The sequence below is a fragment of the Litoreibacter sp. JB4-2 genome (assembly GCF_055693445.1).
The window spans coordinates 1,054,820-1,074,247 of record NZ_CM146334.1 but is presented as its reverse complement, the minus strand read 5'-3'; the positions used below and the strand labels follow the sequence as shown (position 1 = coordinate 1,074,247).

At 50.0% G+C, this 19,428-nt stretch carries 16 protein-coding genes; 3 read left to right on the top strand and 13 right to left on the bottom strand.

What is annotated here, in order from left to right:
• Positions 1 to 69: 69 nt before the first annotated feature.
• Genes ACZ1G7_RS05345 through ACZ1G7_RS05320 form a run of 6 tightly spaced genes read right to left on the bottom strand, consistent with a single transcriptional unit; the run spans position 70 to position 5,892 of the window.
• Positions 70 to 1,305, bottom strand: coding sequence for a type III PLP-dependent enzyme domain-containing protein (locus ACZ1G7_RS05345; RefSeq protein ID WP_472662799.1), 1,236 nt, complete (start codon positions 1,303 to 1,305; stop codon positions 70 to 72).
• Entirely contained in the window at positions 1,302 to 2,804 is a 1,503-nt protein-coding gene (locus ACZ1G7_RS05340) for an AMP-binding protein (RefSeq protein ID WP_472662798.1), read from the bottom strand. Before ACZ1G7_RS05340 ends, ACZ1G7_RS05345 begins: the two co-directional genes overlap by 4 nt.
• Entirely contained in the window at positions 2,801 to 3,607 is an 807-nt protein-coding gene (locus tag ACZ1G7_RS05335; protein ID WP_472662797.1) for an AAC(3) family N-acetyltransferase, read from the bottom strand. Before ACZ1G7_RS05335 ends, ACZ1G7_RS05340 begins: the two co-directional genes overlap by 4 nt.
• The gene (locus tag ACZ1G7_RS05330; RefSeq protein WP_472662796.1) at positions 3,604 to 3,852 is read right to left on the bottom strand and encodes an acyl carrier protein; all 249 of its coding nucleotides are present in this window, start codon (positions 3,850 to 3,852) and stop codon (positions 3,604 to 3,606) included. The genes ACZ1G7_RS05335 and ACZ1G7_RS05330 overlap by 4 nt, the downstream gene beginning before the upstream one ends.
• Entirely contained in the window at positions 3,852 to 5,195 is a 1,344-nt protein-coding gene (locus ACZ1G7_RS05325; protein WP_472662795.1) for a hypothetical protein, read from the bottom strand. Before ACZ1G7_RS05325 ends, ACZ1G7_RS05330 begins: the two co-directional genes overlap by 1 nt.
• A gap of 4 nt (positions 5,196 to 5,199) precedes the next feature.
• Positions 5,200 to 5,892, bottom strand: coding sequence for a class I SAM-dependent methyltransferase (locus tag ACZ1G7_RS05320; protein ID WP_472662794.1), 693 nt, complete (start codon positions 5,890 to 5,892; stop codon positions 5,200 to 5,202).
• A gap of 177 nt (positions 5,893 to 6,069) precedes the next feature.
• Between ACZ1G7_RS05320 and ACZ1G7_RS05315 the strand changes: the two genes are divergently transcribed.
• The 3 genes from ACZ1G7_RS05315 (at position 6,070) to ACZ1G7_RS05305 (ending at position 10,224) form a co-directional block, all read left to right on the top strand.
• Positions 6,070 to 7,548 (top strand): capsular polysaccharide export protein, LipB/KpsS family, encoded by a 1,479-nt coding sequence (locus ACZ1G7_RS05315; protein ID WP_472662793.1) that lies wholly within the window; start codon positions 6,070 to 6,072, stop codon positions 7,546 to 7,548.
• Positions 7,549 to 7,722: 174 nt separating this feature from the next.
• A complete protein-coding gene (locus ACZ1G7_RS05310) occupies positions 7,723 to 8,685 on the top strand; it encodes a tyrosine-type recombinase/integrase (RefSeq protein WP_472662792.1) in 963 nt (320 codons plus the stop codon).
• Positions 8,686 to 8,973: 288 nt separating this feature from the next.
• Complete coding sequence (locus tag ACZ1G7_RS05305) at positions 8,974 to 10,224, top strand: endonuclease/exonuclease/phosphatase family protein (RefSeq protein ID WP_472662791.1); 1,251 nt, start codon at positions 8,974 to 8,976, stop codon at positions 10,222 to 10,224.
• A 669-nt stretch (positions 10,225 to 10,893) separates the two neighbouring features.
• On the opposite strand, the gene ACZ1G7_RS05300 is transcribed toward ACZ1G7_RS05305, so the two are convergent.
• The 7 genes from ACZ1G7_RS05300 to ACZ1G7_RS05270 all read right to left on the bottom strand — a co-directional run bounded on the left by ACZ1G7_RS05300 (position 10,894) and on the right by ACZ1G7_RS05270 (position 19,022).
• Positions 10,894 to 11,427, bottom strand: coding sequence for a hypothetical protein (locus ACZ1G7_RS05300; RefSeq protein ID WP_472662790.1), 534 nt, complete (start codon positions 11,425 to 11,427; stop codon positions 10,894 to 10,896).
• Between the two features lie 15 nt (positions 11,428 to 11,442).
• Positions 11,443 to 12,219, bottom strand: a complete 777-nt coding sequence (locus ACZ1G7_RS05295; protein WP_472662789.1) for a hypothetical protein — start codon at positions 12,217 to 12,219, stop codon at positions 11,443 to 11,445.
• Entirely contained in the window at positions 12,212 to 13,690 is a 1,479-nt protein-coding gene (locus ACZ1G7_RS05290) for a hypothetical protein (RefSeq protein WP_472662788.1), read from the bottom strand. The genes ACZ1G7_RS05295 and ACZ1G7_RS05290 overlap by 8 nt, the downstream gene beginning before the upstream one ends.
• A gap of 681 nt (positions 13,691 to 14,371) precedes the next feature.
• Positions 14,372 to 15,721, bottom strand: coding sequence for an ABC-three component system protein (locus ACZ1G7_RS05285; RefSeq protein WP_472662787.1), 1,350 nt, complete (start codon positions 15,719 to 15,721; stop codon positions 14,372 to 14,374).
• A gap of 403 nt (positions 15,722 to 16,124) precedes the next feature.
• Positions 16,125 to 16,370, bottom strand: a complete 246-nt coding sequence (locus tag ACZ1G7_RS05280) for an ABC-three component system middle component 6 (RefSeq protein WP_472662786.1) — start codon at positions 16,368 to 16,370, stop codon at positions 16,125 to 16,127.
• Positions 16,367 to 17,278 carry an ABC-three component system protein gene (locus tag ACZ1G7_RS05275; RefSeq protein WP_472662785.1) on the bottom strand — a complete coding sequence of 304 codons (912 nt, stop codon included), beginning with the start codon at positions 17,276 to 17,278 and terminating at the stop codon, positions 16,367 to 16,369. The genes ACZ1G7_RS05280 and ACZ1G7_RS05275 overlap by 4 nt, the downstream gene beginning before the upstream one ends.
• 319 nt (positions 17,279 to 17,597) lie before the next feature.
• Positions 17,598 to 19,022, bottom strand: coding sequence for a hypothetical protein (locus ACZ1G7_RS05270; RefSeq protein WP_472662784.1), 1,425 nt, complete (start codon positions 19,020 to 19,022; stop codon positions 17,598 to 17,600).
• Positions 19,023 to 19,428: the final 406 nt, after the last annotated feature.

Genomic DNA, 19,428 nt, shown 5'->3' with positions numbered 1-19,428 from the left:
ACACACCAGAAATGATAGCATGGCGCCCCTCAGCGCAAAATTTGGCATTGATCGATACTCGCTGAGCGGTCAAATCATGAATTGGCCGGGTTCTTCATGTGACAGGAAGTTCAATGGGCTCGCGGAGTATCCATAAGCTCCAGCCTGAAACACGCCCACATATTCACCGATTTCCAGTTTTGGAAGCGACACCGCCTTCGCAAAAACGTCGATGGGCGTACACAGCGGGCCGATCAAGTTGATCGTTTCATGTTCGCGGTCGAGGTTGGAAATTGGGTAAACCGGGTGGTTGCGCCGCAGGGCTTGCCCAAAATTACCCGTTGCCGCGCTAAAGTGGTTCAGGCCCCCGCTACAAACAACGAAATGCGTTCCACCAATCGTCTTTTTATCCAAAACTTGGCACATATAAAGACCAGATGGACCTGCAATATACCTTCCAAGCTCAATGCAGCTTTCTGTCTTAGGAAAGAGTTTTTCCAACCCTTTGCGGGCATTGGCCCAAATCGGGGTCATGTCTTTTAGATCGATAGGTTGGTCTTGCGCGCTGTAGGGAATCCCAAGACCTCCACCCAGGTTAATAAGCTTCGGTGGAGCAGGTACCGGAAGTCTTTCAAGGGTCGCAATCGAGGTCGCCAAGCCAGTCTGAATGGCTTCCGTTCGCAGAATCTGTGATCCAAAGAACAAATGAAAACCGAAGAATTTAACGCTTGAACACGCTTTAAAAAGCGAAAGGCCGTGTGCAATATAGTCGTCAATATCCCAACCGAAACCATTGCCTTTTCCGCTCATGTTGAGGCCGCCACCAGCACTTTCGCGCAAATCGTTCAATCGGACCATGCAGGTCGCCGTTTTCCCGACCGTGTTGGCGATGTCGTTGCACATGAGAAGTTGGTGCGGCGACTCGACGATGATTTTTACATCGTTTTTAATCGCAAGTTGGATTTCAGCTTTCGTTTTGCCCGGTCCGGCAAATGATACTGAACTCATGTCGGCTCGGATATTTACAAGCGCCTTTAGTTCACCCCCGGACGCAATATCAAAACCATCAACAAAAGGCGCAACTGATTGAATGAATTCTGGAAATGGATTTGCCTTAACAGCGAAATGCAGCTTCATACCGTCAGGCATAGCGGCTCTCAAAGCACGCACGCGCGTCGCCAAAGTTTGCTTGCTATAGATAAAATTGGAACGGCCAATCTCATCTCGCTGGGCGATCTGAAGAAGGTCTTCTCCCTCAAAGCGAAGGCGGTTTTCAAAGATGGAAAACGGGTCCAAAATCGAGCTGTGATGACTGAAATTGATCAAGTGAACTGCTCCACAAGCGCTTTGACATCAATCTTTCCATTGGCGTTAAGCGGCATTTTATCAACAGAAACTAATTTATCTGGAAGCATGTAGTCGGCCAGGTCCTCGCGCAGCAACACACGAACCTGTTGAAGATCAAGAAAGCCGTCATCGGCGGGTTCATAGAATAGAACAATTCGTTGGCCAATTGTCGTATCGTCTATTCCGACCGCTGCGACACTTGCTACGCTAAGCAGTCTCATGACAGATTTTTCAATCTCTTCTGGTGAAATCCTGAATCCACGGGACTTTATCAGCCGATCTTTTCGACCTGAGAAGTGGAAAAAACCATTGTCATCTTTCCAACCTAAGTCACCTGAGAAAACCGCCTTGCCGGAGTATGGTGGCAACCATTGCGGACAGTCTTTAAAACGTTCGGCGGTCTTTTCGGCGTCGCGCCAGTACCCCTGTGCGACCAAAGCACCTGCATGGACCAATTCGCCGACCTCATTCGGGTCGGCCTGTGTCAAATCTGGCCGGACGATGCCAACATGAGCGTGGGGTATCTTTTTGCCAATACTACCAGGCCTTTCTGACCAATCTTCGGACGGAAGATATGTCGACCGGAAGGCTTCGGTTAGGCCGTACATAACAACGAAGTCTAGGTTAGAATGGCGTTGTTTTAGATCGTTAACGATTTGCGAATCCATACGCCCACCAGTTGAAGCCAGCAGCTTCAGGTCGGGAAGTTCTGTTTTTGATGCAGTCGACAGGCTTGCAAAGATTGACGGCACTGCGAGGCAACACTCAACGCGGTATTTTGCAAGGCTGCGTGCAAATTCTTGTGGGAAAACAAAACGTAACGAGACAATTTCAGCCCCAACATTCAGCCCGCTCAAAACAAAATTGAGCCCTGCATCAAAGCTCATCGGAAGAACAGCACCCAGAACCATGTCTTTCCGCAGATCAAGGTAACAACAAACACTGTCAATGCCGTGCATGAGGTTGCTATGGCTTACCATCACGCCCTTGGGGCGGCCGGTTGACCCAGAAGTAAAATACATAAGCGCCAGGGCGTTTACGTCGCGCGTAGGTGGCACGAAGGTTGCCTGTTCAGGATCGCTAGGCATCTTAGGTTCAAAAACAGCGTCAAATTCAATTCCGGCTAAATGCTTCGACGCGGAGACGAGCAAAGACGCGTCCGTTGTCTGCAAAATGTAGTTTATTGCAGTCTTATGATACTGTGTGTTGATAGGGATAGCGACGCGCCCGGCGCGCAAGCAAGCCAAAATTGCGCACAGCGCTTCAACAGAGTTTTCTAAGAGAATAGCAATTTGCGAGCCTGTCGGCTCGACAACGAACCGCGCAGCAAGTGTATCAACGAATGCATTTAGTTCGCTGGCCGAGTAGTGAGCATCTTTTTGGCGCCAGATGATTTTTTCTGGCATGTTCTGCGCATGTAATCGCAACGCATCGTCAACAAACGTGCCAACGGCGAACTCAAAGGCGTCGTCAATCATTGGGCCGGCTCATTCAAGCTCTTGCAAAACGCGGCAACCTCTTGGCCGTTTTCAAGTGCCCAATAAGGATCCGCGGCGAGCTTTTTTGAAAATAAATCTGCAAAGTCTTTTGCGGGCCCGGCGCTTACAGTGACGCCGTTGAGTTCAGTAAACTTCCAACGACCTGCATCTGCGAGCTCTGCCACAATTTCATCTTCTTTTGCGGGAAAAATATCGACCTCAAGATGGCGTGCAAAGAAAGTCCATTCACCAGAAACCAATTTCTGATCATCCGCAAACACGCACTGACCGCTCACTTTCTTATGAAAGCGATAGGGCACTGCAACACGTTCCTCCGCAAGGTGGGAGTGTGAAATATTTTTGGGCCCCACACCTAACAGCAAGATCTTTGTATCCAAGTCGGCAAGCGTCTGAAAAACGCCAGTCGCTTCATAAGCTGATGCTGTTTCTATCGCGCCCAGCGCATTTGCGTTCGGTCCTATGGCGGCGACAGACTGGATCGGATGCTTGCTTCGGACCGCGCCTTCCGACGTCCGTATCCATTCGCTCAATGCGCCCATCGCAGAAGATGGTGTCTCTTTGTAGTGATATTGGCCGGATTGGATGAAGTCGAAGGTAAATGTTGGTGCAACGATTGTTCCGGTGATGCCAACTAATTCCTGCAAAGGATCAAAGTAGGTTGAAATACCTTTTTCCGGCAACCCGAAACCCATCAGATCAGAATGCACGAATACCGTGTCTCCAGCCGCAATTTTCAACGCCTTGAGAGTTTGATGTACGCTTGTTTGGGAAACGCGCTTCATGACACCTTTCGAGATAACACAAGCGCAACAATTGCACTTGGTGTGTCAAAGTTCTCTATATCCATGTCATCATCTTCAAGTTGGCACTCGAACCGATCTTCGACGAACATCGCGAGCTCCATGGCCTGCATGGAGTCCAGTTTTCCGCCCGAAATCAAAGCCGTATCACCAGAAATGTCTGACAAGGTATAGGTGGTTTCAAGATGTGCGATTACGGCCTTTGCTATCTCTTCTTTGCCGGTCATTACTTCATTGCCTCGTTGATCCTTGTTCTTAGGTATTGCGCCGTTGGTACACGACCAAAGTGGTCGGGCCCGCAATATACAAGCCGGTCGGCATACGCATCGAGCTTTTCCTGAGCCCGTGCTGCTGCTCTGGCGTAGCCAGGCTTTCGGGTCCGTATGCAGTTGCGCGCAAAAACATAATGTGGTGGGCGCATTTCGGGGCCTTCAACCAAATTCACCTGTTTCAGCTCATCCCAGATATTGGACATGTCATTCGCAGCCAGTTCTTCACCCTTAGTGGGCGTTTCGACGCAGCAAAAACTGAACCCATCATTGTCGCTTTGCTCCGAGTAAAGCCCCATCGAACTCCATCTGAAGAAGCTCAAATCATCGTCATAGTTGTGAAAGTAGCCCAGCGTCGAAATAGAGGCGCGCGGTGCAAAGAAGTAGATGAGGTGCATACTCACCGGATCTTCCAGAGGCCGAAGGTCATCGCTGATGTCGCAAAGCTGGGTCAACCGGTGAAAACTATCGCACCAGATGACTGCGTCGTAGGAGCCCACATCCAAACTCGCGGCATCAGACCCAAAGCCAACGGACAGGCTGGCCTCAGAAAACCCCAATGAGCCGACATGGGCGTTCGACATTTCACGAACACCGGCGCTCAGTACTGTCTTGTACGCCGTTTCGCAAAACCCACGCATACTGTGCGGCATTGGATGGATGTTGGCGGAAGCCGTTTCGTAGGGACGCGACACGGACCGAGGTATCGCAATCTTTTGGTCGTTCAAATCACTTGAAGCCTTCAATTGCGCTGCCGTTTTGTCGTCGAACAGCCGGACGCGTTTGAGGCTGGCGAAGATGTGGTTTGACGAGTCTGTGTCGCGCGCTGGGCTTGCAAATGCTTTCGTATTTACGCGTTCCAAATGCTCCGCGGCAGTTCTCCCCCAACGCTGTTCGTAGTATTCCCGCAACGTGTCCGCGCCCAAACCATCGCTCTTGGATGCTTTGATCTCCGCGAGCATTTTTTCGCGCGTCGAAAGCGGAAGACGCGACAAATCAGGTGCCGACATCCCGTCAGACACAGTGCCCGCGAACCGGCTCGCATAGGATATGTCCATTTCTTTGACCGCGCCGCCCGCAAGCTGCGAAATCAGTTCGCTTATGTCACGGTCAAAATTGTCAAAAACCTGGCACCCAATGTCCAGAGAGAACGGGCCATGCTCTATGCCGTTTAGGATCCCGCCAACCCGTGATGTTTGTGGGGCCCAGTCGACCTCGACATTTAATACTGATCGTAGGTAATAGGCGGCAAAAATCGCGTCAAAACCGCCGCCGACGACAAGTGCCTTACCCTGTCGCACGCCGCTAGCCTTGCTGTTTTCGGGCCGTCACATACCACTCACAATAGGGGATACGCTCGGTCCCGATATGATTGACGGTTTCAACATGTTGCAGATCAAGAATGTCCCATCCTTCAGGGTACATTTTCAAGATGTCTTGCTCACTGTGAAAGGCTGTCTGGCCTACATTGACAAGCTTTCCCTCGTCGATTTCAGTCCAAAGACCATCGCCAATTTCCGTACCTTTCCGGTGGGATTTGTCGGAGAACATATTGCTCCAAAATACGCCGCCCGGCTTCATGCAGCGATGTATTTCTTGCACAGCAGTGATGGCTCGCGAATGTCCAACCTGGGTGATCGCCTGGCGATTTATCGCCATATCAAACGATGCGTCTGCAAAAGGCAGCGCGGTGAAGTCTCCAACCCGCAGATCACCCGTGAGCCCCTCACGTTCAAATCGGTCTTGAGCGAATTTGACGCCGCTTTCAGCGGCATCAACTCCGGCAACTTGGACACCTTCTCTGGCACACATCCAAAGGTTGTTTCCGGCGCCAAACCCAACTTCTAGTACACGGACCTCATCCTTCGGCATGTCGCGCGGCAAATGCGAAAAGAAAAAGTTTGGGACATAGTTGAACGGATATTTGTTGAGATGCTGCCCGGAAGCGTAAAGTTCTTCCCAAATGGGATCAAAATCCAATGCTTTTGGGTTGCTCATCTTATCTCGCATTCTATCTGAATCTCAGGCGTGCGACACGGTCAGAAGCCCGATCCGCCAGCAACTCAAACTGGCATTTCCCTCGAACGGGCGTCGCATGCTCGCCCAGCATGATTTAACGTTAGTGGCATAGTTATTTCTTTATTTCAGCTTGGACAAGCACTATGCCAACTTTTCATGAGCGATTTCCCGAGCACCACTCACCTCGTCATTACCTACACCGATTGGCAGTCGGAGCTGGTAGACAAAATGGCGCGCATGGGCCCAGAAAGTGCCCCCCGAATTATACAAATCGGCCGGCGAACATGGCCTATCGCCTCCGCATCAGTCAGATCGCTGCGCGGCTTTCAAGAATTCGAAGCAGATGGCCCGTTACCGCAGCTCTCTGACCCGATCGCGTTTGAGCAGGCGTATCTGTTAGAATATGCATATCAGATGTCACGCTATTCGAAGGGCTATGCAAGGCGCTCGCATGCGCTCGTCCGCCCGCATGAGTATCGAGACCACTTTCACCTTACAGCCAGAAAAATATTGCGCTTTTTGCAGCGTGAACACGTTTCGACTGTTCTAATTTTCAATATTCCACATACCGGCGATGACTACCTGTTTTACAGGGTGGCGGAGACGCTTGGGATCCGGACTGTGTTATTGGCGAGCACCCTGTTCAAGAACAGGTTTTTCTCATCTCCCAGCATCGAAGCGTTCGGTCAGCTGCGCGCCCTCGATACCGTAGCCGGGCACACCAATCCTGACAGTCCAGCGGAGAATGATGATCTGGCGCGCGAGATCGAACGCCAAGTCTCAAACTACATGTTTGCTCATGATGCTAAACGCTCAGTCTCAGGTGACATCAAAGCGAGTGCTTACGCATTGTATGTTCTCATCCGGAGGGCTCCGCGAGCGGCCTTCTTGGGAAAGAACTTCCGCAGTATTTGGCGGGAAGTCACTCGATTGCGCAAGGACCTGTTGTCGCGGCGCAAGACACTCAACTACCTCGAAGGGCGCGGGCGCAGCGAGAGGTATTTGTCATGGCTGACAGAACTTGAGCAGCGGCAAGACACACTGCCACTCAAATTCATTTATGTCCCTTTGCACTTTCAGCCTGAGATGACGACATCACCACAAGGTGGGGTCTACAACGATCAAGCGCTGGCAGTCGAACAACTCGCAGCGATTTTGCCTGACGGCATAGACTTGGTTGTGAAAGAAAACCCAAAGCAGGGTTCTTTCAACAGAGAACACGCATTCATCGAGCGCATCTCCCGGCTTTCCAGAGTCCATCTTGTCCACCCAAGCCTCAGCTCCGCCCTGCTGGCAGAGAAATCTATTGCTACAGCGACGATTACCGGAACGGCAGGTTGGGAAGCTGTGCGCGCTGGAAAACCCTGCATTGCCTTCGGCTTTCCTTGGTATTTGAGTTGCCCAGGCGTTCACAAATTTGCTCCTGATATGGACATCAACCAAACTCTCAGTGCCTCGCCAACATCGCAAAATTGCCAGACCTTCTTGCACCAGCTAGCTGATGCGGCTCATCCGGGTATCGTATATGAAGCCTATCTGGCCACCGGGGGCGATGACGCCAAGCAGCTCATGAAGACCACGATGGAACAGCTTCGGGGCTTACTACATGGGGATACTGCGTTTACCTTCGACTGAGCGAAACGCATTTAAATCCGAAAAAACAAAGGCCGCAACAAGGGTTGCGGCCTTTGTTTTGTACCAAATTGGAGCGGGCGATGAGATCTGAACTCACGACCCTAACCTTGGCAAGATATTAATCATTTAAAAACAAATAGTTACATCTATATTTTGTGATTCAAGGTGTATCAAATGGCAAATATTCGACAACTGAGCTCTGGAAACTGGAATGTTCAGATCAGAAAGAGCGGTTCAAAGCCGCGTTCACAAACATTTCACAGTAGAGAAGATGCCAAACGTTGGGCAATCCAACAGGAAGGCACTGAACAGTTCACACATCCTACTTTTGAGGAGGCAGGGCTTAAATATTGTAACACGGTATTGGATGGAAAACCGTCCTCTCGATTGACAGCTATGCAGGTTATTCGAATTGGGAAATACGCGTGTATGTCCAAAACGATGGAGCGGATATCGCCCCAAGATGTGAATGCCTACAAGCAGCAACGAGCTTTTGAGGTTTGTTCTACAACCCTACGCGATGACCTATTGAAGATACGTAGAGTTTTTGGATGGTACGTGTCAGAATTATTTGCAGAATTTGGGTTGGTTCTTCACAATCCTTGCGAGGAAATTCGACTACCGAAAGCAAGGAGGACACGGGACAAAGTTATTTCCCGTGATGAGTTAAGCCTATTACTGGATAATATGAGCGAAGAAATGGCCGTTGTCGTTGAGTTTGCATTTGAAACGGCAATGAGGCGATCAGAAATTCTCAAGCTGACTGTTCAAGACATCTACTTAGACCAACGTTTCTTGCGTGTTGTGGATGGAAAAGAAGGGTCTCGCGACGTCCCTCTCACAAAACGTGCCATAGAGCTCCTCCGCGAGGCTCTCAGAGGCAGGAAAGCAGCTGATGAAATTGTCTTTGCAGTAGCTGCCTATAGCGTCACGCAGGCTGTAAGGCGAGCTAGGGAGGCACTTGGGTTTTCGAGCGACATTCGGTTCCACCAACTCCGCCACTCACGGATTACTGAAGTGGCACGGAAGGGGCTCAATCAGGCACAAATCATGGTAGTAAGCGGTCATCGAGACATTCGGAGCGTTCAGCGCTATTCGCATCTAAACGTGCAGGATGTGATCGATCTAATTGACTAGAAATTTTAGTGGGGACGGCCCTTTGCAGACCTTGGCTTCTCTACATTGACGCTACGGTGCGACACTCCGAACCTGCCGTCCGCTGCTGCAGCAAGATCAACCACTCATTGGATGGATGGGCCGCGGATTAAGCCCTTGATCGCTGCGTCTGCTTCAATGTGAGTTTCGTCACATCGAGAAATTTAAACGGTGCAAGCTCTATGTACTGGAACAGACATTGTCTTTGCCGTGACATAGAGTTCTGATTTACTGCAGACATACTAGGTTTTTTGAAATTGGAGAGAATAGATGCCTACTCGCATGCTGTCCGCTTTGGCGCTTGTCGCTCTGACCTGCTCACCTTGCAACTCGGAAACACTGAAAATTGTAAATTGGAACGTCAAGGTCGGTAGTGTTGAGGAGATAGCGAAGCGTCAAGTTAGCGTCGCGGCTGTACCAAACGGACAAACACCTGACATCGTCGTCTTGCAAGAAATCAACTCGTTTGCATCTGCTCAGCTTGTTGCAAAGTTTATGGGAATGGAAGAGCCTTACATTGCAGTAAGTGACTTTGGTGACGATCACGAAATCATCTTTTTCGGCCTTGAAACAGCAGTAATATCAAGCGTTCCAATAAAATCTGTGCACGAATTTCAGCCTAGAGACTTTAATGGCGATCCCGATCTAAATGGACCTTTTATCATTACTCCAGATGGAGAAATTTCGATCGGCGGCTCAGAGAGCATAACTCCATTAGAAGTGCCCACTGATATCATTACTGATGCCGACGATGCTGAAGTTCGGATCACAAGGGGTTTGCTGCGCGTAGAACTGGAAAATGGATTGGTTATTTACCCTGTGCACTTCAAGTCAAACCTTCCAAGGATTTGTGGTGAACTTCGCGACCTAGGCGAGGGACTCTCGGCGGCAAGATTCTTCGAACGTACGATTCCTGAAGCTGCAGACAGAGCTCACAGTGTCGTAACTGCCATTCAAAGCCTGGCTCGTGAAAAAGTTGATGGGCAGCCGAACCCAAATCCATCGATTGGTTCAAAAGACACGCAAGCGACACTAACCGCCTTCACCGAAGGTCACAGATTGACGGCAGTTTCAAGAGAAAATACGGCTGCGGCCCTTATGCAGCTAGTTTCTACAGATCTTCAAAAACCCGAAGTAAAAGCAGTATTAGTTGCGGGAGACTTTAACACACCTTTGGTCGAGGCGTCCAAAGTAGGAACTGATTTGGCGGAAGACTGCATGCCCCAGCCCTTAAGCTGCAGTACTCAGCAGGTGCCGGACAGCTGTGGTTCAAAAGACGGATACGACGATACCCATTACATTTTGCAAAGTGGAGTAGTAAGTGGAGCTGCGCTAACCCCCTTGCTGCAGGTTGATGAAGCCACCCACACGGGAGCAGGATTTGCACCGTCCCCAATTGACAACATCTACGCGTCAGAAGGTATCATTGTTGAGACTGCAGCCAAGATTGTTAGAGGATCTACGGAGATTGCTTTTGGATCGGATCACTTTCCAATAGAGGTTCATATTTCAATAGAATGAGATCGTATCGAAGCATCGTTCGGACACGCCGATCTTCAACGGCCCATTGCGGTCACTCGATGTGAGCTTGAAATGCTGCGTCCGCAGCCCACAAAGCGGACTTTCGCTGCGAGCACGAACTCTGAGTTTGGGCGAATTTGCTGACCGCGGGACTTTGCTGCCATTGGGCCAACGACGCCTCCGGTCGCGGAAGAGGTTTGTATGCCAATTATGCGCGGTCCTAGGAATGAAAATAAGCTGACGAGGAATACAGTGAGTAAGACAAGGACTTCTGCATGCATTCAAGATCATTCCGGACATGATCAACCGCTGATTTCGCCCCTTGTGATAACGGCTCGGAACAACGGTGCCTGCTTTGTGCTGATAAACGCTGACGAAAATCACCGCGCCGGATGTCACTCTTCGCTTTCCCAAACCCTACCTGGATGGCGTGATGGAGCTCCGCAAGGCCTCGGCCATCTTTCCCCCCAGCCAAAGTTCTTTGTGAAACTGCCAGGGTGCCAATCTTTTGAGTAGTCCGGCATGATGCTCCCGATTGATAGCGATCGTTTTCAAGCAGACTCTCAGACATTGAAGAGCAATCGTCAAACTCGGACGGCTACGATGCCCAGAGTCTCCGGACCACCCGATGATGGCATGCCACACCAAGGCATCAACGCTGGAGTGCAGTTACGTGTCAGCTTGTCCCTTGTTTGGAGGGTAAACGGTCTCAAAGGCTTTGAGCAGGTCAAGCATTGTTTGCGGAGGTAATTTTTGTCCTCGTGCCATTTCTCTTGTAATGCGGATTACGGCATCCGTTCGCATCCATTCAGACGCCCGTTCATTGTACGCAATCATTGAAGCGTTGTGAGTACGAGCCATGAAGGTTGCCAAAGCCGTGAGGGCAGTGAATATGGTACCTTGCCCTACTAGGAGCGTGGTCAAGTTAGGATTATTCTGTGCCACGAATAAAGTGACCAGAAAAAGCACGGCTACTACCAAGACGATAATTAACAGCGTGTAGAGTGCACCGCTCTTGGGAGGCGCTGGCAAAGAGCCCTTTGTTTCGTCCAACCGATCCGCTAAATTTAGAAGATTGGCATCTACGACCGGACTCTCACCACCTAAATCCATGGGTGCGCCACGTTCGAGGCCTTCGTCTTCTCTTATTTTGTTGGCTGTTACCTCGAGCTGCTCACGAACTTTGAATGCTGTTTCCGTCATGGTCACCGTCCAAAACTAAGTTATATTTTTGTATCCATTTCTTGATCCGGCCAAAAGGCCTACGTCAGTCAATTTTTTTTGCGCTCGTTCCAGATGTTTCGAAAGCGTCTGAGGCGCTCCAGTAATGCCTGTCCAAAACTCAACCATGTACAGCAACGCCGCACTTGCGCTTAGTTTTTCGAAGGGTGCGCAAGCCCAGACGGAGCTACCAAGCGAAAGTTTGATGGCCTTAAGACTATCCGCCCCACGACACACGGACAAATGAAGCAGCCCTGAACCCGATGGTCTCCGGAGCATAGAGATCTCAGAAATATCTAAGTATCCGTCGGTGAACTCCAGGCGTCTCGATGCCTCAAAATGTGTAAGAACTGAAAGTAACCCGCCATCTTCAAAAGCAGCTTCTGCTGCATCAATGAAATCGCGCTTCGTCGCTCCGAGCTTCACTCGCAATCCAGCAGCTTTGAGATTAAGCACTTGATGACGTCTGAGATTATAGCACTGGTAATACTGGGGCCTTGTTATCGCTCTTCCAGTTTGATCGGTTTCTGGCTTGATATATCTAGCCCCATGCAAGACATGCCCCTCCGGGTATGATCTCTCAACAAAGGTTACGGAGTCAAAGTAGTTTTGAGGCGATGACTGTGCGCCCACACCGCCGCGTCGCAAGCTGTCGATGAATTGGTCTTCTGTATCTGGCAGCGCTACAATCACCCAGGAGTTTGATTTGCCAAAGAGTTTAGTTTTAAGGTCAATGGGCGCAACTTCATAAAACCTTTCCTCTTCATTACTCATTTAGTGCCGCGAAGCGTATGCCAACTTTTGTCTCGACTACAGCAACTCTCATCTTAAGCTCTTCTACGCTATCAAACCAAAGCTGCACCTCGACTTCGCCAATTGTCGGATAGGCTTCGTATGCTTCGCGATTGAGTTCCAATGCCCTTTCAACACTACCGACAACTTCTTGCCGTGTCTGATCTTGCCGCACTGCACCAATGAGTGATCCGAATGCCACTTTGAAAGATGAATCAACCTTCGCTGCAATTCCTGCCACAGCACTCAACGATCTTGAAACCGCCGTCCACACGTGGTTCTCCTGACGAACTCTACCAATTCTTTGTGGTTGGCCGGAACCGCCAAGAGCAGCCCTAATTCCGGGCGGCAATTCGCCCCCACCATCCGATCCACTAGTTTTTGGCGGCTCACCTCCGTCGAAGCTTTCCAGTACACCGAAGCGGTACACTATTCCTCCACCTCCAGAGCCTGCTTCTGGAAGTGGCATTATCACAAGCTCCCTCTCCAATTGCCCTGCGGATAGTGCCAGCCCGAGTTCTACCGCACTGCGTTGTGCCGCGACATAGCTCGCCCGATACTCATAGAAATTGTCGTGCGCCTGTTGTTCTTCGATGCTATCAGCTTCAGATTCCCAGTATTTTGTCTCTTCGATCCGAATCTTATCGCGGACATAGGTCTGAAAGGGCTGAACCTGGAATTGCTCAAAGTTGAGTTCATTTGCAAGCCAGATATTGGAAACTCCTCCGATATCCTCAAATCCCTCGATTAGTTTTCGATCGGCATCGGTTCCAGCAATAATTTTAATCTGGAAATCAGATGTAACCGCGACCCTATCGTAGGCGTCAGTATCTGTCCGACGATGGGTCAAAGCGATGGTTCCAGGCCCAGCCTCGTGCACTCTATGTTGAAGCTCCAAAAGGTTCTCTGCGTTGCCAAACAAGTGCGAGTATTTGTTGTAGTCTCCCAGTTCAGAAGTAGCTGCTGTCTCACGATAATCCCAAACGGGCCCCGCTCCTCCGAACTTAGAAGTATCTTGAGTGTCTAGCCAAGACAGCGTCGAGTTTATGTCTCCGACTGGCTCATCTGTCTCCTCTGAGACAGCAAATGAGTTTTCAACATCAATTCGATAACTGCTGTTACTATTCGCTATGACGTCGATACCGGTAGCCGACCCAGTTCCGTTCAGCGTTAACCATCCTTCGGCCAACGCTTCCGTCAAGGAAAGCGTAGTATCGTCGGACAATCTTGTGACCTTCGCAGACTGTGCGCCTGAGCCCAACAAGTTAGACATTTTCCCGCTCGGCGCAGCTCGCCCGCTGTCCACACAAAACGCAGGAATTTTGCCGCTTCCGCCCCCACCCACCGTGTAGGTCCCTGACGGAATTGCCATGCGTTGAGTGCGAGCATCAGCTTGTAAAACAGAGAGAAAAACAACCCCAATTGCAAAAAATAGACGGAAAAATGACTTCATAATACGGCCCCTCAATGTGAAACCAGATTTGTACTGCAAATTGTCTAAAACGCTGAAATAGCTAAGCCCATAGTAGCAAATTCGGTGACCGTTAGGAAGAAAAATCACGGGCGCGGAAAGCGATGCTCTAACCACGCCGGATTGTTCCGGAGACCTATTGAAAGGAGCATGCGCCCAAGTCTTATTTCATTAAGGCATTTTTGATTTCTGAAGCTAATCTACTTCAGACATCTCTTGGTGCTTTCGAACTCTTGAACGCACCCCTATCTGGAGCTCGAGTACGCCGAACTGTCCGCTCCCTCATCTTGAAAAGCCGCGCGATCTCCGAGATTGCCCGTTGCTCGCATCCAGCGCACCTCTTCCTTTTGTGCTGGCGTGAGCGCAGGGGGGCGACCACCTATCCGCCCTAGATTGCGCGCAGACGCCAGCCCTTCCCTTGTACGCTCTGAATTCCGCTCGCATCGGGCAAGAGCTATGGGCGGATAAAGTGAAAGAATCCTGGGCCCATTGATTTCTCAATTTTAAAAATTCAGATTGAATCTAGCGGAGCCTCAGCTGGCGACGTTCAGCTTGGGTACCGCTCAATTCGGCGGTGTCCCTCCCTCAAAGCTGACGTTGCGGGCGCTTCGCCGCGTTTTGGCAAAGGCTCGCGACGTTACACACCTAAGAAATAGGAGCCATTTAGAAGCGCACGCCAAACAGGCCGCCGTCTTCGGTTGCATCTGTAAGCCGCGTAGGCAAGACATGCGCATTGATATCAAAACCACCCTTAAACCCTTCACTTGGAATAGCGTCAGAGTTCATTGTCACGATGTACTGGAATCCACTGCTCTCAGCCCGCGCTGCACCCACTTGAAGGGCCTTCGCCACTTGCCTCTCATCGACGCCGTCAAAGAGATGACTGTCATGGATCAAGAAGCCGGGCGAACGGCCACTATTTGATGACAGCTCCATCATCATCAAATCAAAGCAGAAAATCTGCATGTTCGTAATGCCCTTGCTGCGCTGACCATCAATTTTGATCTCAAAAGTTGGACCGGCGGAACCTGCATCGATCGTGAGGCTTCCCGCCTGCTCGTAGAGTGATTGAGACAGGTCTTCAAAAGATATAATGGCCTCGTTGAGCAAATCATTGCGTTCATGGATATCGTCGCGAAGCGCTTGGGAAAGACGGTTTCGCTCTGTATCGAGGTCAGCCTTCGTGCTTTCAAGCATTTCAGCGGTCTCTAAGCGTTGGCGAACTGTTTCTACCTCTGATTCAGCGCGACCAAGCTCTTCGCGCATGGCCGTATATTGTTCAAGCGCTCCACCGCTTTGCAAAACTTCCATCAGTTGGCGACGCCGTGCATCCAAAGATTGCTTTTTGGCCTCACGGTCTTCGATCCGTTTTTCAGCTGAGGCATGCTCTGCCCCAAGGTGCGAGCGACGGTTTTCAATGATAGTTTGGTGGAAGCTTTCGACCTCGTCCAGGCGGCGTTTCAACAAATCTGGCAAGATAACACCAGCTTCAGCATAAAGCTTGGCAAGATCGGCGCTTTCTGGTGCTTCCTCTTCTTGAAGGGTGGCATCGATCTCACTTATCAACCTGCGGTCAACGAAGTTTTCATCTCCTAACGCATTGACCGCTCGGGTGATCGCGCTGGCTTCGGCTTCGAGTGCGCTATATTCTGGAATAACATCAAAACTGTTCAATTGGTCGCGGACCTGTTCAACACGACGCGATACGACAGCAAGTTTTGTACGCAGATCAGCCGCGCGCCCAAAATGGGGCCCAAGCTCGCCCGAACGCGCTGCCTTACCTAGGCTTTTCACGACTTTTTCTTTTTCTCTCAGACCTTGAAAGCCCTGCGAGATGGTCCAGTCCATACCCAAAAGGTAAGAAATTGCGACCTGTTGGTCCCACACTGCTTGCATACCGGCTTGTTGGGTAGGCGCTTGGAACGCACCGCTGGATTGCCTGCGGGCAAAATAGGAAAACAAGGATCTAAATGTCGGTTGAAACTTAATATCAGTGTCCGGCGGTGCTTCCAAACCAAACCACTTCGCACCAAGTGTATGGGTCCAGTTCGCATTGGAGATGGCAAAGACACCTTTGTCCTCATCGAACTTGGGGGGATCGGCCAGTCCTCGACGGGACCATTCAAGTAGACCTTGCTGGGAGCTGCGCCCGAACGCTCAACAGTGACCTCATCACCACCAACATCCATTTGCATGTCGAATGTGGAATTTTTCAACTCATCAGAGCGAAAGATGCTGTCTGGACCAGCTTTCCCACCTGTCAAGAAATGCACAGTATCGACAAAGCTCGTCTTGCCAGCCCCATTTCGGGATTGGAGATCAGTCGCACCTTCACTTTTGTCCGCCAACAGTATGTTGAGCCCGGGTCCAAATTCCAGAGTCTTAAAACTCTCAAGATCGCTGCCCATGCGCCGGATCATTGGTCTGCCTTCATCACTGTTCCGTGCTTGGTTTGAACGGCACCCATCATGTAAAGCAGATCAAGCGCTAAAACGAACCAATTATATTCAATGGGTGCATCCGGAGACGTAACAGAACGCCGATCTCTGATTTCATTCCAAAGCCGGGACACAGTCATTGGCTCACACAACAGGTTGAGCAGCTCTGCACCCACACCGATCAAGGCGCGCTCTGCACGAACATGCTTTGTTGGCAAGATCATCCGCTCACAGCCTCCGGTTCTGGGTCTTCAAAAATATCGCACCGATCAAAGAAATAGGTCATCACGGCCATCGCTGCAGCTTGCCGCTTCGGCTCTCCTTTAACGCCTGCGAATTCCTGTAGGTAGCTGAAAATTTGGTCCGGCTCCAAGCCAACGGCCTTTAGCTGGCCATATTTTTTGCGGAAGGCTTCTGCGATCTCTTCGCCCAGCTCAACGGGGCCTGTTTTACGAAAATACATCTCGACCAATCGCGTTTTCGGACGTCCGAGTTGCATAAGCCCTGCCGCCTCATCGGATAATGCGTTTTTCTCAAGCTTCAGCAACGATGGGGGCGGAGGCAGTGGATCGTTCGGATCTAGTTCTCGTTTCTCCAAGACATCAATGACGGGCTGCAAGTCTTGTAGGACCAGAGCGCTGAAGATGGCTGCAGTTGGTACTGGTCCGTACATCGCAAGTTTTGCATCATCGCTCACCATACCATGAAGTGCCCTGAGCTCAGACTCTGCCCAGATTTCAAAATGAATATCCGGGTGTGCGATACGCATCTTGTCTAAATGATCTATAACTGCCGGTGGCTGCCCACCAGTGTGGTTGTGAACAAAGACCCAGATCTTCAAGAACCCCGGCCATTTGGCCATCGCGCCTGCAAAATCCTCATCAATCTTGTCGATGGTTTTTTTGTCTGTTGGCGTTTCAGGGCCGTAGCACTGGAACACAGTCCCAGTGCTGACCAAGCGCCCGTCGCACTTCCAATCGCCCTGATTGCCGTAGGGCCGCACGATTTCGAAGTCGGCACCGTACGCATCGCTCGCAAGTTTGGCGAACCAGTCTTGGAACTCAGTTCCCTTCTTTTCCAAGAAAGCCGTCCTGAAATGCAGTGCCCAAAACGCCTCTGAAACAGGATCCATGCTTTACCTCAAACGATCAGGGTGTTCGTAAGACCCATTTTACATATGCGGACACCAATAGTGTCATATCACCCAATGGCTACCACATTTTGTCTCCGAAATCTGTTGTTGTGGCAAGATAAATCGCCAAGTTCAGCAACCTGGAGTTGTAGTCATACGGCGTGGCATTTTGCACGATGTCTTGAATTTTAGCGACCGCCATCGTGGTGGACTTTTGCCAACGGAGACGGGCTTTGGCCAACCGAGGGTCTGCTTTGGTCCCAACGTCGGAAAGTTTCGCACGTGCAGCGAAAGTCCGCAATCCGCCCAGATGACGAGCTCACGCTGCTAGTAGCGAGGTCTTGTCAGCGTGTTGGTAAATGTCACTGCTTGTCAGCCAGTCAATAAGTAGATTGCGCATTCGATTGCAGGGAATGAAAATCGTCGTGGTCTGACGGTTCCCGCGCTGCCCATATTCCCCGTTTGCAAGCCTCCCGAACCCGCCTTTTCTGATTTGAAATCGAAACATCCATTGCACTAGCTCAGCCAAGGCATACGCCTCACAGAAGTTCGGATCTTGCTTGCAAGAAAGGAAGTTGGCGATCTGGGGGTTTGGGTGTTGATCATACAAATAAATGGCGTGTGAAATATCTGAATGCTTGTTAGTACCGCGAGTAGTGTTAGCGATCCAGCTTATTCCAGTTGTCGTCCAAGCCCCATTTTGTTTCTTTTTTGGATGGCCAAACATTCTGCTGTTCTGCGACCAATATGAACTGTGAGGCTTCTCACCATCTTTGTTAGAGAACCAGTTAATTTTTGCGCAAGTAAGCCCTATCTTCTCTGCGGCAATGTCCTTAATCGCGGGCTCTCTGCTTCTAAAATTCATAAGGCTCACTCCAACCGAGTTGCCTACTTTTTGGCGTATTGACTTACTTACATGCTTGGTTTGAGCTGTATAGCTCATGCCGGTACTTTCGAGAGCAGGGATACTTAGAATGGTAAGAGCGCTGGCAACATCATTCTTCCAAGCTCTCATCTGCTCTGAAGGAAGTTTGTCGATGACTAAGGTAACATCCTCTCTGCTAAGAGCAAGTTGCTCAAGATAGTAACGAAAGAAGCTTCCTTCATTTAGAAAAGTTAGGACCGTTACTGACTTTGGCTTCGTCAGCAATTCAAGGGGTATTGTTGAAACGAAGAGGTTTCCTTTTGTTTGGTACAACGATCCAGACTTAGCGCGGTAATATAGATTGAGGTCAAAGGTCTTGCTGCCTTGCGCTACGCGATCATCCCAGGCCTTTGTCGTTCGAATGAGACCCGTATGATCCATATTAACAAGGCCAAGCCCTAGGTAATCGGAATCAAACTCATGCGCGCGCACACCTTGAAACTGTTCAAAGGGATTTAAGACTTCATCTATTATGAGATGGTAGTCGCAGAGCGGGGAAACTTGTTTGACGCCTTTCGGGACTTGTTCTGCGGCGAATGAGCCAAGCCGATAAAAGAGTTCGTGTGTGCAAACAATGTTTTTTCGGGCTTGGATTAGGGTACGCAGGTGGTCTCCCTTTGTACCGCTTATTGGCTCACCATGCTCAAAACCCGGTCGAGAAAACAAAATGCCAATTTCTGCGGCATCAGTTTCTACTCTTTCTGTTTCAGTCAAAAATGGAACGACAACAATATAACGTTCCTCGGGTTCAAATGACTGGATCATAGCTGTTGTCTTGCCCCATCCACAGGGACGGTCTTTAATTGTGACTGTTGGCATAATAAGCCCTTCTATTGATTTATATGATTAATTGCTGTGCCTGACGAACTGACTGCGCGAAAACCAAAGCCGGAATTTTTGATACGTTTGGCGTGCATCACAGGCGCCACAAGCGCCATAAAAATAAGGTGCTTCAGGCGTTCAGCCGTATAGAAATGTTATTGAAATGAAACTTAACCGAGCAAGAGTTCTTTGCGCACTTAGCTGTTCTAAGGGCGGTATCCTTTGCCAGACTACTGTTATATGGGAGTGATCTTGAGAATTTCAAGGGTAAGACCAAGAATTTATTCGATATTTCGAGCGTTCCCATAGTGATTGTTGCAACGAACAAGGAGTGGATATTGCAAAACATCTGAAAATTTATTAATTAAAAACAATAATTTAACGTATTCTTTCTGATGGCGGA

What these genes read in the sequence shown, in the direction of transcription:
- ACZ1G7_RS05315 (WP_472662793.1), top strand. Translation starts at nt 6,070, where the DNA reads ATGAGCGATTTCCCGAGCACCACTCACCTCGTCATTACCTACACCGAT.
- ACZ1G7_RS05305 (WP_472662791.1), top strand. Translation starts at nt 8,974, where the DNA reads ATGCCTACTCGCATGCTGTCCGCTTTGGCGCTTGTCGCTCTGACCTGC.
- ACZ1G7_RS05275 (WP_472662785.1), bottom strand. Translation starts at nt 17,278, where the DNA reads ATGGATCCTGTTTCAGAGGCGTTTTGGGCACTGCATTTCAGGACGGCT.
- ACZ1G7_RS05320 (WP_472662794.1), bottom strand. Translation starts at nt 5,892, where the DNA reads ATGAGCAACCCAAAAGCATTGGATTTTGATCCCATTTGGGAAGAACTT.
- ACZ1G7_RS05290 (WP_472662788.1), bottom strand. Translation starts at nt 13,690, where the DNA reads ATGAAGTCATTTTTCCGTCTATTTTTTGCAATTGGGGTTGTTTTTCTC.
- ACZ1G7_RS05300 (WP_472662790.1), bottom strand. Translation starts at nt 11,427, where the DNA reads ATGACGGAAACAGCATTCAAAGTTCGTGAGCAGCTCGAGGTAACAGCC.
- ACZ1G7_RS05270 (WP_472662784.1), bottom strand. Translation starts at nt 19,022, where the DNA reads ATGCCAACAGTCACAATTAAAGACCGTCCCTGTGGATGGGGCAAGACA.
- ACZ1G7_RS05340 (WP_472662798.1), bottom strand. Translation starts at nt 2,804, where the DNA reads ATGATTGACGACGCCTTTGAGTTCGCCGTTGGCACGTTTGTTGACGAT.
- ACZ1G7_RS05310 (WP_472662792.1), top strand. Translation starts at nt 7,723, where the DNA reads ATGGCAAATATTCGACAACTGAGCTCTGGAAACTGGAATGTTCAGATC.
- ACZ1G7_RS05295 (WP_472662789.1), bottom strand. Translation starts at nt 12,219, where the DNA reads ATGAGTAATGAAGAGGAAAGGTTTTATGAAGTTGCGCCCATTGACCTT.
- ACZ1G7_RS05335 (WP_472662797.1), bottom strand. Translation starts at nt 3,607, where the DNA reads ATGAAGCGCGTTTCCCAAACAAGCGTACATCAAACTCTCAAGGCGTTG.
- ACZ1G7_RS05280 (WP_472662786.1), bottom strand. Translation starts at nt 16,370, where the DNA reads ATGATCTTGCCAACAAAGCATGTTCGTGCAGAGCGCGCCTTGATCGGT.
- ACZ1G7_RS05330 (WP_472662796.1), bottom strand. Translation starts at nt 3,852, where the DNA reads ATGACCGGCAAAGAAGAGATAGCAAAGGCCGTAATCGCACATCTTGAA.